The organism is Pseudomonas wadenswilerensis, from assembly GCF_024749185.1.
Taxonomy (GTDB): domain Bacteria; phylum Pseudomonadota; class Gammaproteobacteria; order Pseudomonadales; family Pseudomonadaceae; genus Aquipseudomonas; species Aquipseudomonas wadenswilerensis.
Genome location: NZ_CP087191.1, coordinates 2,882,468 through 2,896,379, shown reverse-complemented (window position 1 = coordinate 2,896,379; position 13,912 = coordinate 2,882,468). Strand labels below are relative to the sequence as shown.

At 62.2% G+C, this 13,912-nt stretch carries 12 protein-coding genes; 5 read left to right on the top strand and 7 right to left on the bottom strand.

Features of this window, described 5'->3' with window-relative positions; all coding sequences use genetic code 11:
• Positions 1-199 precede the first annotated feature (199 nt).
• Complete coding sequence (locus LOY45_RS13265; protein WP_258579276.1) at positions 200-3,040, bottom strand: AMP-binding protein; 2,841 nt, start codon at positions 3,038-3,040, stop codon at positions 200-202.
• Between the two features lie 176 nt (positions 3,041-3,216).
• Here LOY45_RS13265 and LOY45_RS13260 point away from each other — a divergent pair, with 176 nt between their 5' ends.
• Positions 3,217-4,521, top strand: coding sequence for an MFS transporter (locus LOY45_RS13260; protein ID WP_134062694.1), 1,305 nt, complete (start codon positions 3,217-3,219; stop codon positions 4,519-4,521).
• Positions 4,522-4,542: 21 nt separating this feature from the next.
• Here the strand turns inward: LOY45_RS13260 and LOY45_RS13255 are convergent, their stop codons facing one another.
• A complete protein-coding gene (locus LOY45_RS13255) occupies positions 4,543-5,640 on the bottom strand; it encodes a GNAT family N-acetyltransferase/peptidase C39 family protein (RefSeq protein WP_134062692.1) in 1,098 nt (365 codons plus the stop codon).
• Between the two features lie 94 nt (positions 5,641-5,734).
• On the opposite strand from LOY45_RS13255, the gene LOY45_RS13250 reads away from it, so the two are divergent.
• Positions 5,735-7,315, top strand: a complete 1,581-nt coding sequence (locus LOY45_RS13250; protein WP_115089587.1) for a RimK family protein — start codon at positions 5,735-5,737, stop codon at positions 7,313-7,315.
• Positions 7,316-7,318: 3 nt separating this feature from the next.
• Entirely contained in the window at positions 7,319-8,230 is a 912-nt protein-coding gene (locus tag LOY45_RS13245; protein ID WP_115089586.1) for a magnesium transporter CorA family protein, read from the top strand.
• 129 nt (positions 8,231-8,359) lie between these two features.
• Here LOY45_RS13245 and LOY45_RS13240 read toward each other — a convergent pair whose 3' ends face one another.
• The gene (locus LOY45_RS13240; RefSeq protein ID WP_258579275.1) at positions 8,360-8,845 is read right to left on the bottom strand and encodes an adenosine-specific kinase; all 486 of its coding nucleotides are present in this window, start codon (positions 8,843-8,845) and stop codon (positions 8,360-8,362) included.
• An 82-nt stretch (positions 8,846-8,927) separates the two neighbouring features.
• Positions 8,928-9,371, bottom strand: coding sequence for a nuclear transport factor 2 family protein (locus tag LOY45_RS13235; RefSeq protein ID WP_258579274.1), 444 nt, complete (start codon positions 9,369-9,371; stop codon positions 8,928-8,930).
• A 220-nt stretch (positions 9,372-9,591) separates the two neighbouring features.
• Between LOY45_RS13235 and LOY45_RS13230 the strand changes: the two genes are divergently transcribed.
• Positions 9,592-10,293 carry an EthD domain-containing protein gene (locus tag LOY45_RS13230; protein ID WP_115089583.1) on the top strand — a complete coding sequence of 234 codons (702 nt, stop codon included), beginning with the start codon at positions 9,592-9,594 and terminating at the stop codon, positions 10,291-10,293.
• Here the strand turns inward: LOY45_RS13230 and LOY45_RS13225 are convergent.
• Positions 10,290-10,766: a nuclear transport factor 2 family protein gene (locus tag LOY45_RS13225; RefSeq protein ID WP_115089582.1), complete on the bottom strand. Its 477-nt coding sequence runs from the start codon at positions 10,764-10,766 to the stop codon at positions 10,290-10,292. The genes LOY45_RS13230 and LOY45_RS13225 overlap by 4 nt on opposite strands.
• Positions 10,767-10,911: 145 nt before the next feature.
• Between LOY45_RS13225 and LOY45_RS13220 the strand changes: the two genes are divergently transcribed.
• The gene (locus LOY45_RS13220) at positions 10,912-12,180 is read left to right on the top strand and encodes a peptidase MATCAP family protein (RefSeq protein ID WP_258579273.1); all 1,269 of its coding nucleotides are present in this window, start codon (positions 10,912-10,914) and stop codon (positions 12,178-12,180) included.
• Between the two features lie 18 nt (positions 12,181-12,198).
• Here the strand turns inward: LOY45_RS13220 and LOY45_RS13215 are convergent, their stop codons facing one another.
• Entirely contained in the window at positions 12,199-12,717 is a 519-nt protein-coding gene (locus LOY45_RS13215) for a GNAT family N-acetyltransferase (RefSeq protein WP_233674378.1), read from the bottom strand.
• A 68-nt stretch (positions 12,718-12,785) separates the two neighbouring features.
• A complete protein-coding gene (locus LOY45_RS13210) occupies positions 12,786-13,427 on the bottom strand; it encodes a dTMP kinase (RefSeq protein WP_258579272.1) in 642 nt (213 codons plus the stop codon).
• Positions 13,428-13,912 lie beyond the last annotated feature (485 nt).

Here is a 13,912-nt window from a genome sequence, read left to right as displayed (position 1 = left end):
AACCGTCACGGTGTTGGCTGTCCAGAGGCTCGTTGGACCTGATCAGGTGGTGGCCAGGGTGTTGGAGTGTGCTATTGCTCGGCACCTGCAGCCGCCCTGGTCAGCTTGTGTCGGTGATGATTGATCCAATCCAGTTTAGCTTTTGACGTGTGCCACGCTATAACCGGCTCTGGACAGACGACGACAGCAAAGTAGTCGCCTATCCTGCGCGCTGGGCGCGTTCCGATTCATCCAGATGCTCTAGCAGCATCGCTATCGTCGTATCCCGCAGCTTGATTGCCGCCGTCCAGTCCGGCCCTTGCGCCAACAGCGGGGAGCAGACGTTGACGTGGATTGCACCGTAACGCGGGAACCACTGACCGTCACGCAGCACCCTGCGCGTGCCGCGGATTGCGACCGGCAGCAGCGGCACGCCGGTACGCGCGGCGAGCACGAAGGCGCCCATGTGGAACGTTCGCAAGCCCGGCTCGCGGGTGAAGGTTCCCTCGGGAAAGAACACCAGCGGCTGGCCAGCCTCTAGCGCCTCGGCCAGGGGCCCGGTGTCCGCAGCGCTGCGCTGCAGGTCGAAGCGTTCGACGAAGCGGGCACCGAGCTTGCGCAGGAACCGGCCGGCGACCCACTGTCCAGCCAGTTCGCGCTTGGCAACGAAGCTGAATCGCGGCGGCAGGACCGCGCAGAGAATGACACCGTCGAGGTAGCTGGCATGGTTTACGGCCAGTACGCTCGCCCCAGACTCAGGCAGGTGCTCCAGCCCCGTGACGCTGAACGGCACACCCGTCAACCACACGAACAGCCGTGCGGCCGCGCGGGTAAAGCTGCGGCACCAACGCTGGCGCGGCAGGAGCGCGACGCCCAGCCAGGTCAGTGGGGTGACCAGCCAGAACAGCAGCCAGATGTAAGCGGCATATAGCGCCGTGCGGCCGCTCCGCCAACTGCGACTGAAATGCCCGCGTACGGCCTGCAGCACCAGGCGCAGCAACTGGCGCCACACAGCGAGGTGTGGCCGGCCTACTTCACCGCGCTCATACAGTTCACGACTGGCAGCACGGCGAATTTTGCCGCTGGAGGTTTTCAGTACGCTATGCGGCGGTGCCAGCACGATATCGTCGGGCGACACTCCGGTGAGGTCGACCACGATGCGGTTGACCTCCTGCTGCAGGCGTTGCCGCGCGGCAGCTTCCTTCTCGTAGCTTTCGGCCAGCACCACCAGGCGCTCGGTGCCGGTGGCCGGGTCAGGACTGCCGAACACCGCAATGCAGCCTTTGCGCAGACCGGGCAAGTTGCCGACCGCCGCTTCGACATCGTAGGGGTAGATGTTGCGCCCGGCCCGGATGATCAGATCCTTGGCGCGGCCGGTCAGGTAGACCTCACCAGCGGCCATGTAGGCGAAGTCGAGCGAGTCGATCCAGCCATCGCGCAACACCCGGCGGGTCTCTTCGGGGTTACGGTAATAGCCTCCGGTGGTAGATGGCCCACTGAACTGCAGGTGACCTTCGCTGCGCTCGGGGAGTTCGACCCCGCGACCATCGACGATGCGAATCTGATGCCCCGGCAACGGCCGGCCGCTGGAGACAAAGCGCAGCGTTGCGCTGGCGTCCGCTTCGGCGGGCAGTGCAGTGCCACGGGTCTGGAACGCCTCTCGCTGCACCCGGTCGATCAGCGGCCCTCGGTCCAAGGGAGGAAAGGCCACGCCCAACGTGGCCTCGGCCAACCCATAGACAGGCGTCAACGCCGTGGGCGCCAGGCCGTAGCGTACGAAGCGCTCGGTAAAGCGCTGCAAGGTATCCGGGCTGACCGGTTCGGCACCGTTGAAGGCCAGGCGCCAGCTGCTCAGGTTCAGGCCCTCGAGGTCACTGTCAGCGAGTTTGTTCAGGCACAGTTCGTAGGCGAAATTGGGCGCCGCCGACAAGGTGCCGCGCAAGCTATCGATGGCCCATAGCCAACGCTCCGGCCGTGCCAGGAAAGCCAGCGGTGACATCAGCACCAGGTTGTAGCCGTAATACAGGCTGCCCAGCCAGGCACCGATCAAGCCCATGTCGTGGTACATGGGAAGCCAGCTGACGAACACGTCCTGCGGGCCCACCTTCAGCGCCCTGCCCATGGCGCGCAGATTGGCCAGCAGATTGGCATGGCTGACCATCACGCCCTTGGGCTGGCCAGTGCTACCCGAGGTGTACTGCAGGAAGGCGATGTCACCCGGTTGCCGCAACGGTGTGACGCACTCGCCCCCCTCACCCATCAACTCGGCCACGCTGGCGATACGGACCAGGCTCGGGACCTGCGGCCGGAGCAGGCGGGCGAGCAGCTTCGCTTGCGTCACGGTAATCAGCACTTTGGCCTCGGCGTTGTGCAGGATGCCGGCCTGGCGGCGCAGATGCTCCTCTATCTGCGACAGGCGCAGCGGTGGGTAGATGGGCACCGGCACCCCACCGGCCAACAGGATGCCGAGAAAACCCTGGAGAAAGTCGCGGCCTGTGGGCAGCATCAGGGCCACGGTCTGACCGGCCCGCAAGCCACTGCGTTGCAGCCCTGCGGCAACGGCCAGGGCGCCCTGGTGCAAGGCGCCATAGCTGATCGCTTCCTGCTGGTCACGTTCACCTAGCAGGCGCACGTGGAGATGCTGCGGCTGATGACGCACATGCCAGTCCAGTACCTCGATCAGGGTCCGCGCGGCGTCCGGCGTCTGCCCTGCTGCTGCTGTCAGGGCTTCGCCAGCGTCGCTGGCGGGCAACGGACGGACGGCCACGGCGCCATGACGGCTGTGCAGCACGCGCAGTACATCGGCGGGGGTGTCCGCCGAGGCGAACAGGTGTTCTGGCAAGCGCACACCGAATTCGTGCTCGATACGCGACCACAGTTCGACTCGAGCCAGGCTGTCTACGCCCAGGTCCCGGTCCAGCACGCTGTGCAAGGTAACGTGCAACCCTTCTGCCGCTTGCGGGTGCAGCTCGACCACGGTGCGCTGGACAATTTCGAGCAATTTTTCCGCGCCCCCATCGTAATGGGGAACGGCGCGGGGGTCTGGAGGCGGACGAGACATCGGCGGCCCCTCATGACAGGAAACTTTGCGTATAAATCCTTGCCAATTACCATTATACGCTCGCAGGAAGGGTGGGCCAGGGCTAGGCTCAATACCAGTCGGTTAAGGACGTTGAGACGAACATTGCACCTGTGGCGAGGGCTTTATCCTCGCCACAGCCCTGTAGAGGGATCGCCATGCCAACCAGCCTTGCCCCCGGAGTGACACGCCGAGAAATCTGGGCCTGGGCGATGTTTGATTTCGCCAACTCCGGTTACACGACGGTGGTGATCACCGCCGTGTTCAACGCCTACTTCGTCGCCGTGGTCGCCAAAGGCGAAGCCTGGGGTACGCTGGCCTGGACCAGCGCCATAGCCCTCTCTTACGCCCTGATCATCCTGAGCGCGCCGCTGGTTGGCGCCTATGCCGACGCCTTCGCCTGCAAGAAACGCCTGCTGCTGTTCAGTACGGTCGGTTGTGTCGTATTTACCGCTGGACTCGCGCTGGCAGGACCCGGGGAACTCGGTGTCGCGATTCTTTTCATCGTGCTATCCAACTTCTGTTTCGGCAGCGGCGAAAACCTGATCGCCGCCTTCCTGCCCGAACTCGCCCGTGTGGAGGCCTTGGGCAAGGTGTCCGGCTGGGGCTGGGGGTTCGGCTATATCGGTGGCCTGTTCAGCCTGGGCGCCTGCCTGGCCTTCGTCAGCTGGGCCCAGGCGCAGGGCCAGACTGCGGCGCAGTTCGTGCCGGTGTGCATGCTGATCACCGCGTCCTTGTTCGCCGTCGCCAGCCTGCCGACCTTCCTGTTCCTGCGCGAGCGCAGCCAGCCGCAGCCCGTGTGCGGCGACATGCCTATCGCGCAAGCGGTGCTGGCGCGCTTCGCGCAGACGCTACGCGAAGCCGGGCGCTATCGCGACCTGCTGCGCTTTCTTGCCTGCACGGTCTGCTACCAGGCCGGTATCTCGGCCGTGATCACCCTGGCTGCCATCTATGCCAATCAGGTCATGGGCTTCAGTACCCAAGACACGCTGCTGCTGATCCTAGTGGTGAATATCACGGCCTCCATCGGTGCGGTGCTGTTCGGTTGGCTGCAGGACCGCCTCGGCCATCGCGCTACCCTGGCGCTGACCCTGCTGGGCTGGCTCGGCATGGTCGCTCTGGTCTGGGTCGCGCGCGGCCCCGGGCTGTTCTGGCTGGCCGCCAACCTTGCCGGCCTGTGCATGGGCGCCAGCCAATCGGCCGGACGGGCGATAGTCGGCCTGCTTGCGCCGCCGACACGGCTGGCGGAGTTCTTCGGCCTCTGGGGGCTGGCGGTCAAACTGTCGGCAATCCTCGGCCCCATGACTTACGGCCTGACCAGTTGGCTGTCCGCAGGCGATCACCGCCTGGCGATGCTGATTACTGGTAGCTATTTCGTCGTCGGCCTGCTGATACTGGCCGGGGTCGACCTGGAGCGCGGGCGGCAGGTAGCTGTCAGCCGTACCGAGAGTCTCAATCAGTGATGAACACTTGACTGGCTGGCATTAGCCACGCCCGCGCAACAACACGGCGGCCCTCACCCGCTGCCTGCCGAAACTGCTGATGCGCGCGAACTCGGCATGGCTCACCGGCAGGTGTTGGCAATCCAGACTGCGACGGTGGCGGCTGTGGTCCACATCGGGGTCATGCAGGTACACGAACTCATCATCGCAGCCAGTCACCAAGATCCAGTGCGGTGCCTTGAGACGCGTGAAGCGGTAGCTGCTAATCAGCACGAGCGGCCTGAACCCCGCCTGCAGCGCCGAACGCACATCAAGGCCGGGCGCCAGGACCTGTTGCACGTCGGTCTCACTCAGCGCCTCGACAAAACCGTCCTCCACGAGCTTCATGACGGCTTTTTTTTGCGCGCTGCGCACGCCATCGAGAAACAGCGAGTCGGCCTGGCTGAGCACCATGCGCACCTCGAACCCCCGACGCCAGGCCGCGAGAGCAAGACCCTGCGGGCTGCAACCGCCGTGGCCGGCGGTCATGAAGATGGTCGTCGCCTCACGCCAGAGCTGGATTTCTTCGGTCCGCAGCAGTGACCGGCCGCGCTCGATAGCGGCCATGGCCATCAGCAGGCAGGCCGCTCCGCAGGTGAACTCGGTGGTTTGCGCGTAGTACGGGACTTGCCGGGCAGGCGCCGGCGCATTGCGCAGGATACGCTTTTCATAGCGCAGCGCCTGGCTGTGGTCTTCGTAGTAATCGTCGACCACGGCGAAGCGTTGATAGCCATTGCTCTCGTACAGACTGACGGCCGCCGGGTTGTCGGTACGCACCTCAAGGCGAAGCCAGGCGCAATTGCGCTGCAGCGCGCTGGCCTGAGCCTGTTCCAGCAGCCGCTGGCCCAGGCCATGCCCGCGCCAGGCTGGGCTTACGGCAATCGAGTACAGGCGTGCCAGTGAAGTGCCGCGGTGGAACAGCAGCAGCGCGTAGCCTGCCAGTTTCCCCTGCTGCTCGGCGACAATCAGACAGGCGTTGGCACGTCGCACCATCCAGTTGAAACTGCGCGTGCTCAGGCGATCGAGGGTGAAACAGTCCTGCTCCAGGGCGACCAGCGCATCGATATCGGCCACCGATGCAAAGCGAAAATCAAAAACCATGGCAACACCGTAATGTTTGAGTAACGAACCGGGACAGGTCGGAAAACCCGTGATTTATTGAAGGGGCATCTTCTTCAACAGGGATCGAATACTCATGTCAGCGGTGCAAGCCAACGTGGCCGAAGTATTGGCCAAAACCGAAGTTTCCACAATAACCCTTAACGAGGAGCCACCCAGTAAACTTCGCGCCGGTAGCCGGTTGCTGATACTGGTGGAACGCAAGGAAGATTGGGCGAGCTACCTGCCCAGCGAGAGCTTGATGCTTGCCCAGGACTACCTCGAACACAGCGACGACGTGGCCGGGCGCACGCAGGTGATCAACCTGTGCCGCAACTACAAGTACCTGGGTCAGGGCTACTACTGCTCCTTGCTCGCCGAGGCACGCGGACACAAGGTGCTCCCGTCGGTACGCACGATCAGCGAACTGACCCGCAAGTCCCTTTACGGCGTGGGGCTTGACGACCTGGAGCGCACTCTGGAGCGGGCCCTGGCCAACCATCCCTATGGCAGCACTGAAGCCTTCACCCTCACCCTTTACTTCGGCCGTACCGCCATCGAGCCCCTGCAAGAGATCGGCCGCCAGCTGTTCGAGTCGTTCCCCTGCCCCATCCTGCTAGTGGAATTCCGCCGCGCAGATGTCTGGCAAATCGCCGGCATCAAGGCCGGTACCCTGCACAAGCTGCGCGATGAGCAGCAGCACTTCTTCGCCGACGCCCTGGACGCTTTCAACCGCCGCATCTGGCGCCAGCCCGCCTCCAAACGCCTGGCGCGCTTCGACCTGGCGATCCTGCATGACCCGGCAGAAGCGCTGCCGCCGTCCAACGCCCGGGCGCTGGAGCAGTTCATCGAGAACGGCAGACAGCTCGGCATCGACGTCGACCTGATCGAGAAGAAGGACTACGCGCGCCTGGCCGAGTTCGACGCGTTGTTCATCCGCGAAACCACACGGGTGGACGACCACACCTACCGATTCGCCAAGAAGGCCGAAAGCGAAGGGTTGGTGGTGATCGATGATCCCTCTTCCATACTGCGCTGCACCAACAAGGTCTATCTGGCCGACCTGCTCAAACGCCACAGCCTGGGCGCGCCGGCGACGGAGATCCTTTACAAGGACCGGCCGCAGGAGCTCGAACTAGTGGGCCGCCGCTTAGGTTTCCCGCTGGTGCTGAAGATCCCCGACGGCTGCTTCTCGAAGGGTGTGATCAAAGTCGCCGATGCCCAGGCACTGGTGTCGGCGGCACAGGAGCTGTTCGAGCACTCGGTGCTGTTATTGGCTCAGGAGTACTGCTACACCGAATACGACTGGCGCATCGGCGTACTCAATGGAGAGGCGCTGTACGCCTGCCAGTACTTCATGTCCAAGGGACACTGGCAGATCTACAACCACAAGGCCCAGGCCGGCGAAGTCAACGGCCAGTGCCGCGCGGTCCCGGTGGAGCAGGCGCCGCCCGAGGTGGTGAAGCTGGCCGTCGACACCGCCCGGCTCATCGGCCATGGGCTGTACGGGGTGGACCTGAAGCAAACCGGCGACCGCGTGCTGGTCATCGAAGTCAACGACAACCCCAACCTCGATGCCGGCACCGAAGACGCCGTGCTGGGCGACGAGCTTTACCGGCGCGTGCTGCAGGCCTTCGTGCAGAGGCTCGAACGCAAACACCTAGGCCAGGCGTGGTAGGCGATGATCGAATGCTTTCGCACCGAAAACGGTGCCCTCCTTGAGGCTCCCGAGGAACAGGCCAGCGTCTGGCTGTGCGTTGCGCCGGACGCGGCCGAGCAGTCCCGGCTGTGCGAGCGCCTAGGGGTTGGCGCCCAGGCTCTGGAATCCTCTCTGGACCCAGATGAAGTGGCGCGCATCGAGATCAAGCCCGACCACCTGTTCCTGATCTGGAAGCGCCCGGAAAGCTTCGACGGGCGGGTGTTCAACGTGTCGTCGTTCGGCGTTGTGCTCAGCGAAAGACGCCTGGTGGTGATCTGTTCCAGCAACTCGCTGCTCGCCAGGGTGGACCTTCAGGCCGGCATGAGCACGCCGTTGGAAGTGCTGATGGCGATGCTGGCCGAGAGCGTGCATCACTACCTGGGCCACCTGCGGATCGTCAAGCAGGTGGCCCGCGAGATCCAGCTGCAGTTCGGCCGGACCATGGACAACCAGCACCTGGTGCAGATGTACAGCTTGAGCGAGAGCCTGGTCTATTACGTCAATGCGATTCAGAGCAACGGTGCCGTGCTGGCGCTGCTGCGCAGCCATGGCCAGAAGCACGGCTTCGGGCCCGACCAGCTGGAGGCGCTCAACGACCTGATCATCGAAAACGAGCAGAGCTACCAGCAGGCGAAGATCCACGCCCAGGTCTTCACCAATCTCATCGAGGCCCGCGGCAACCTGGCCAACAACGGCATGAATCACGCCCTGCGCAATCTGACGCTGATCAATGTGGTGTTCCTGCCGTTGAACCTGCTGGCCAGCATCGGAGGTATGTCGGAGTTTAGCGTGATGACCGCCGGCATGCCCTGGTGGCTGTCGTTCCCGGCACTGCTGCTGGGCATGGCGGTACTCGGCGGGGCCATGGCCGTGGCGTTGCGGCGCATGGCATAAGCACTTGCCCCGCGGGATCAAAACTGTACGAAAGCCAAACCGTGACTGGTGTTTGGATCTCTTATGAACAGTCGACATCGCCCATTTGTTCATCACATCCTCCGTGTACCCACCCTGCCCGCTCTTCATTCACAACTTGTAGCCGATCTGTCGCAACAAGCCCTTGCGCCACAGAATGTCTTCGTCGCCTTCAATGCCACCGGCACAGAAGCCATCCACTACGCCCAGGATTGCGCGCCCCTGTTCCGTCTCGGCGAGGATCACCTCCGTGGGATTGGCGGTTGCACAAAAAATCCGGCACACCTCCGGAACCATCTTGACGGTGTTCAACACGTTCAGCGGATAGAAACCGTCGCCGAGAAAAATGATGAAGCTATGGCCAGCAGCGATGGCTTGTGCGTTTTTCCGGGCAAGTTCGATCATCGCGGTGTCGGTGCCGGACCAGCGCACCAGGCATTTGCCGGACGCTTCACAAAAGGCCAAGCCAAACGCGATACCCGGCACGGTATTTACCAACGCTTCATGGATGTCCTCGACGGACTTGATGAAGTGCGTCTGGCCCAAAATGAAGTTCGTCGCTTCCGGCTTGTCGATTTTCAACGTGATGAGTTGCATCTCAAACACCTCCTTTCACGATGTGGGTAGCAGTTACTGGCAATAGACCAAGCTTAGCTACTCAGGGGGGAGGTACAGCCGTTTAGGCACCTGCCTGTCCCACCACCACGGAATGGGCGCTGAAGCAGGTCTCGATCAACTTCCACTGCCCATCGATGCGCCGGTAACGATCCAGGTAAATGCCACCCAGTTGCCGCGTGGCGCCGCTCTCGCCATCCAGGTTGAAGTAGTACAGTGCCCAGCGCCCCTGGGCTTCGTCGTCACTGGTCAATTGAATTTCCGGGTTGGCGCCGTGGTGCAGGTCAATCACCCGGTCCTGGCAAGCCAGTTGCTGATAGAGCGCCACGAAGCTGTCGCGATCGCGAAAGATTCCTACCGGGCCGTAGTCGATCAGGATCTCGCCTTCGGCAAAGCAGTCGCGGATTACCGCCACTTGCTTCAGGTCACAGGCATTGAAATAGCGGTGCTTGAGCTGGCGAATGGCGTCGAGCGCCTCCAGGTGGGCAATGCGTTGTTCCAGGCTCATTCGGCAGACCTCGCAATTGGGGTGAGTTGAGTCTATCGAGCCGCGAGCGAATGCTGATCGTCTGTTGGGACTAGCTGTAGCGATGCGTTTGGGCAGGCGTCAGCCAATCGCCGCTTCAGTAGTCTGTTCGGAGGATTCCGTTAATTTGCTTTGACCCCAGCATGGCTTCGAGTCGATACCCCGCCCGTTCATTGAACAACTGCGAAGGAACTTGATCGCCATGGAAAAAGTCATCTACCTGCTCTGGCGCGACACGCAGACCCCGCGCGAAACCTTCGCCCGGCAACTGCGCAACGAACTTGCCGCGCAACTGCAGGCCCTGGGTGCCCAAAGGCTGCAACTGAACCTGGCCGACACCGACGTCACCCCCGCGGCAGGTTTGCGCCAGGAGAACAACCGGCCTCTGCCGGATGCCAGCCTGTCGCTGTGGCTGGACAGCGCCAATGCCAGTGCCAGGCATCCGTTTGACACGCTCATCCTGGAGGCAACGGCCCGTATGGCGGCCTATCTGGTGTGTGAGTCTGAAGCCATTCGCAACACGCGCTTTCCCTGCGCGCCCGGCGAACGGACCTACGGTTTCGCGCAGATCGCCCTGCTGACTCGCCCTCCTCGCCTGACCCCGCACGCCTGGCTGGACATCTGGCGCAACCACCACACGGCAGTGGCCATCGATACCCAGGACAACTTCCAGTACGTGCAGAATCTGGTGGTACAAGTGCTGACCCACGGCGCCCCGCCCATCGACGCCATCGTCGAAGAGTGCTTCCCGCCCGCGGCGATGACCGATCCGCTGGCCTTCTTTGACGCGGTCGGCGATGAGGCAAAATTCCAGCGCAACCTGGCGATCATGATGGACAGCTGTGCGCGCTTTATCGATTTCGACAAGATCGACGTGCTGCCCACCAGTCAGTATCGCCTTTAGCGCTGGTCAAACAGGTTGGCGGTAACCTTGAGCTGTGCGGGAATCGGTGACGTCACGGTTTCAAAGATGCGCCGGTAGCCTGTCACAACGATTATCCAGCGCCCGTCACGCTTGACGTACTCGTCCTGGTACAAGGCGGTACCGTGCAGCATCCAGTCGCCCTCAAGGTCGATAGCGTGATCTTCCAGGTACCAGGTGCCGCGGGCCGTGTCCGGCCCCAGGATCTCGATCTGGGGATGATGCCCCTGGTGTTTGCACAGAAACGTGGGGCGGTCGAGAATCGCCTTGAGCCCTCCAATAAAGGCCGCCCGGCTGTTGAAGCTGTATTTGCCGCTATCCAGGGCGGTGGTCAGGTCTTCAGCCAGGCACTCCTCCAGTGCCGCCCAGTCATGGCAGTCAACCGCGCGAAAGTAGCGGTACTTGAGCTGCTTGATTTGCTCGATCTCGAGAATGTCGTCCAGGGTAATGGCCATCAGTGGTACTCCTGTCGCTGGGGAGGGATCGCCCACAGGATAGGTCGATGCCCACGGGCGTCATCGTCCGGCCGGACTACGACGCTCCACGCCCCGGCAGGGGCTAAGCTGGTACGATGAATCTTCGACTCTCAAGGTGAATGCCATGAGTGCCCTGTCGCTATCTGAACTCGATGCCGCATTGCCCGGTTTGGCCCGCAAGATCCGCGTACTCGATGCTCTGGCGTGGCCCGAGGGGAGTGAGGAGGTTTTCCTCGCCCAATGGCGTAGCGGCAAGGCGCAATTGCCCAAGGTCGAGTTCAGGCCGCGCGAACACAGCGCCGACATCGCGGCGCTGGACAGCTTTGTCGAGCATTGCGATCAGGGGCATCCGGCGGGCCGTTTTCTCGCCAGGACCGCGCACAGCTATGCCACGGCCGGGCGTATGTTGGGGGCCATGGGTACCCCGGCATTTACCCGGTACTCTTCGGCGCTGTACCGACGCCCGGACTTTTACTACCCCAGGCAAAAGCTGAGCATGCTGGACGCCGCCCATTTTTTTCTGAAAACCACCGACGCCCTGTTGGGTGGCAACCATATTCCCCCCAGCCCTGCCGACATTCCGGCCGATGTGTTTGCGGCCTGGCAGCAACCGGAGCTGGACCGCTTTTTTGGTGCAGGCCAGATCAGCATCAAGCTTGAGCCTGGCCTGGCTGCCAAGGCCATTGCCGGGACAAGCCGCATTCGCCTGCGTGCCAGTGCCTTGTTCAGCGAACTGGACAAGCAGCAGTTGCTGCAGCACGAGGCTTTTGTGCACGTGGCCACCGCACAGAACGGTGCGCGCCAGCCCAACCTCAAATGCCTGGCCCTGGGGGCGCCACGCACCACCCAGACACAAGAAGGCATTGCCACGCTGGCTGAACTGCTCACCGGCAGCATGGATATCAACCGCTTGCGGCGCCTCGCCTTGCGCGTGCTCGCGGTGCAGCAAGCGCTCGATGGCGCCGACTTCATCCAGGTGTTCGAAGGCTTTCTCAAGGCCGGTCAGTCGCCGGAAGAGTCCTTGCGCTCAACGCAGCGGATTTTCCGTGGCGCCAATGTGCGAGGTGGTTCGGCGTTCACCAAGGATGCCGCGTACCTGACTGGGCTGCTCGGCGTGCACACTTTGCTGCGCGTAGCGATCCGCGACAACCGCCCGGATCTGGTCGGGCATTTGTTTGCCGGGCGCCTGAGCCTGGGCGACACCTTGCACTTGGCACCGCTGTTTGAGTCGGGCTGGTTGGTGGGGCCAACCTTTATTCCGGCCTGGGCCAGCGACCTGCGGCGGCTCGCCGCCGGTCTTGCTTTTTCGGCCTTTATCGCCCGGATCAATCTGGATGTGCTCGACCTGCAACGGTTCATGGATGTTGAAGATGAACATGAAGTCGATGCATAGGCCGGTATAACGCCCGCGTCACAAACTACGCCCCAGCAACTGACCTGGCCAGCCATCCACGCTGAAAGCTGAAATCGGCTCATACCCGCAGGATTCATAGAAGCGCACCAGCGCCCTCTTCCCACCGCCATAGCAGTCCACGCGCAAGCGACTTACTCCCACAGCCCGTGCGCGTTCATCGGCAAAGGCCAACAGACGCCGACCCACTCCGCGAACCCGTGTATCACGCGAGGCAATCAGCATTCTCACATAGATCTCCGGCGCGCTAGCACAAGGCACATAGGGCATGGCCTCGCCCAGGACCAATGCGGCGCAAATCCTGCCTGCGCAATCTTCTGCCACCCACGCCTCAGGTAGCGTACAGGCTTCCGTCACCCGCTCAATCTGCCGAGGTGACTGTGACCATGGTTCACTGCCCCACTGCCCCACATTGCCCATGCCGACGAACCAGGCAATTACTTCATCAAAGAGGTTCAACACCGCCGGCGCATCAAGTGCGCTGGCACGACGGATAACCAGGCTTTCCATTTCAGTCATTGCTCCCTTCAAGACTCCATCGTCAGCGCCACATCACACACGTCCCGAAGGAAATTCGGCGGCTGTGCTCAACTGCGCAATGGAGGGTTTTGGCCGGCCCCTCGAAGCGCCTTGTAGATCTCGGAGACCACCTGCATCGTTGCGTCTTCGATTGTTCCTTCGTTGCGGCATAAAACCCAGCCGTGATCGGCAATCGCTCGCTCGAACGCCTCGGTACTAGCGACTTGTTCCTCCAGCTTATGCATCACGGTACTGCTCAGCCCACGGCTTCGTGCCGCTGCCCTCGCCCATGAAACCTCTGGGGCGGTGACAACCCCGACATGCAGGTCTGGCACTCGCACGTTTCGATCCATGTTCAACTTTAGAATCTCTGCAAACGGGACTATCCGGCGAAACGCAGCATCAGACGGGTACCAACGATCGATCAAGATGATGCTGTCTGCGGGCTGTTTAGTCAGCACGTGCAGGGAAATCCAATAACGGCTTTCAGCGAAGCGCTCACACACCCCCAGCTCCAGATCCCGGCAGGGGTCTCTGACGAGTTTGTTCACCAAGGCCATTGTTTCACCCCTGTAGGGATCGCTTTTTTTCTCGCACAGTCGGATCACCTTCCTGTTGTCTGCCCGCAGTGCTTTCGTCACGGCCTCCAACAGTGTGGTTTTACCGGTGCCCTTGGGCCCATCGAGAGACACAAACAGCGGACGATTCATTCTTCAAATATCGATTGATGTATTGATGAACACTCTACTGGTTTCTGGCTGACGGGTCTCAGAATCTCGGGTTTGTGCCAAGCATCGAGCTGTAGCTCGAAGGCGAGACACCCATCACCGTGCGCAATGCATTGCTTCAGAGGGCGGTCGATGCAAACTGAAATGACGGGGGTCGGGGACCAACTTTTTCATAACGTGCTCCAAAGGTGCGGTGGAGCGACCACGCTTCGCTGCTAAACGAAGGGTGGCAGCTATACGCGGGTTAGCAGACCGGGCACCTAGAGCAAAACCGGCGCACCCGAAGGTGCCCCACGTACAGCCGCCATATAGCGGTTTCCGTTGAACTCTAGATGCGTGTTCGGACTGCTAAATCCGGTCATTGGATTTTCCAACGACGGCAGCAGCCTAGGGCCATGAAGGGCCCGGCACAACAGAGCAACGGCGCCGGAAGTATGATTCAGAACGGTCTGACAGAAAACACCTAC

Bases quoted from the DNA above. Each gene is read 5' to 3' on its own strand.
- LOY45_RS13265 (WP_258579276.1), bottom strand. From the start codon at position 3,040: ATGTCTCGTCCGCCTCCAGACCCCCGCGCCGTTCCCCATTACGATGGG.
- LOY45_RS13260 (WP_134062694.1), top strand. From the start codon at position 3,217: ATGCCAACCAGCCTTGCCCCCGGAGTGACACGCCGAGAAATCTGGGCC.
- LOY45_RS13255 (WP_134062692.1), bottom strand. From the start codon at position 5,640: ATGGTTTTTGATTTTCGCTTTGCATCGGTGGCCGATATCGATGCGCTG.
- LOY45_RS13250 (WP_115089587.1), top strand. From the start codon at position 5,735: ATGTCAGCGGTGCAAGCCAACGTGGCCGAAGTATTGGCCAAAACCGAA.
- LOY45_RS13245 (WP_115089586.1), top strand. From the start codon at position 7,319: ATGATCGAATGCTTTCGCACCGAAAACGGTGCCCTCCTTGAGGCTCCC.
- LOY45_RS13240 (WP_258579275.1), bottom strand. From the start codon at position 8,845: ATGCAACTCATCACGTTGAAAATCGACAAGCCGGAAGCGACGAACTTC.
- LOY45_RS13235 (WP_258579274.1), bottom strand. From the start codon at position 9,371: ATGAGCCTGGAACAACGCATTGCCCACCTGGAGGCGCTCGACGCCATT.
- LOY45_RS13230 (WP_115089583.1), top strand. From the start codon at position 9,592: ATGGAAAAAGTCATCTACCTGCTCTGGCGCGACACGCAGACCCCGCGC.
- LOY45_RS13225 (WP_115089582.1), bottom strand. From the start codon at position 10,766: ATGGCCATTACCCTGGACGACATTCTCGAGATCGAGCAAATCAAGCAG.
- LOY45_RS13220 (WP_258579273.1), top strand. From the start codon at position 10,912: ATGAGTGCCCTGTCGCTATCTGAACTCGATGCCGCATTGCCCGGTTTG.
- LOY45_RS13215 (WP_233674378.1), bottom strand. From the start codon at position 12,717: ATGACTGAAATGGAAAGCCTGGTTATCCGTCGTGCCAGCGCACTTGAT.
- LOY45_RS13210 (WP_258579272.1), bottom strand. From the start codon at position 13,427: ATGAATCGTCCGCTGTTTGTGTCTCTCGATGGGCCCAAGGGCACCGGT.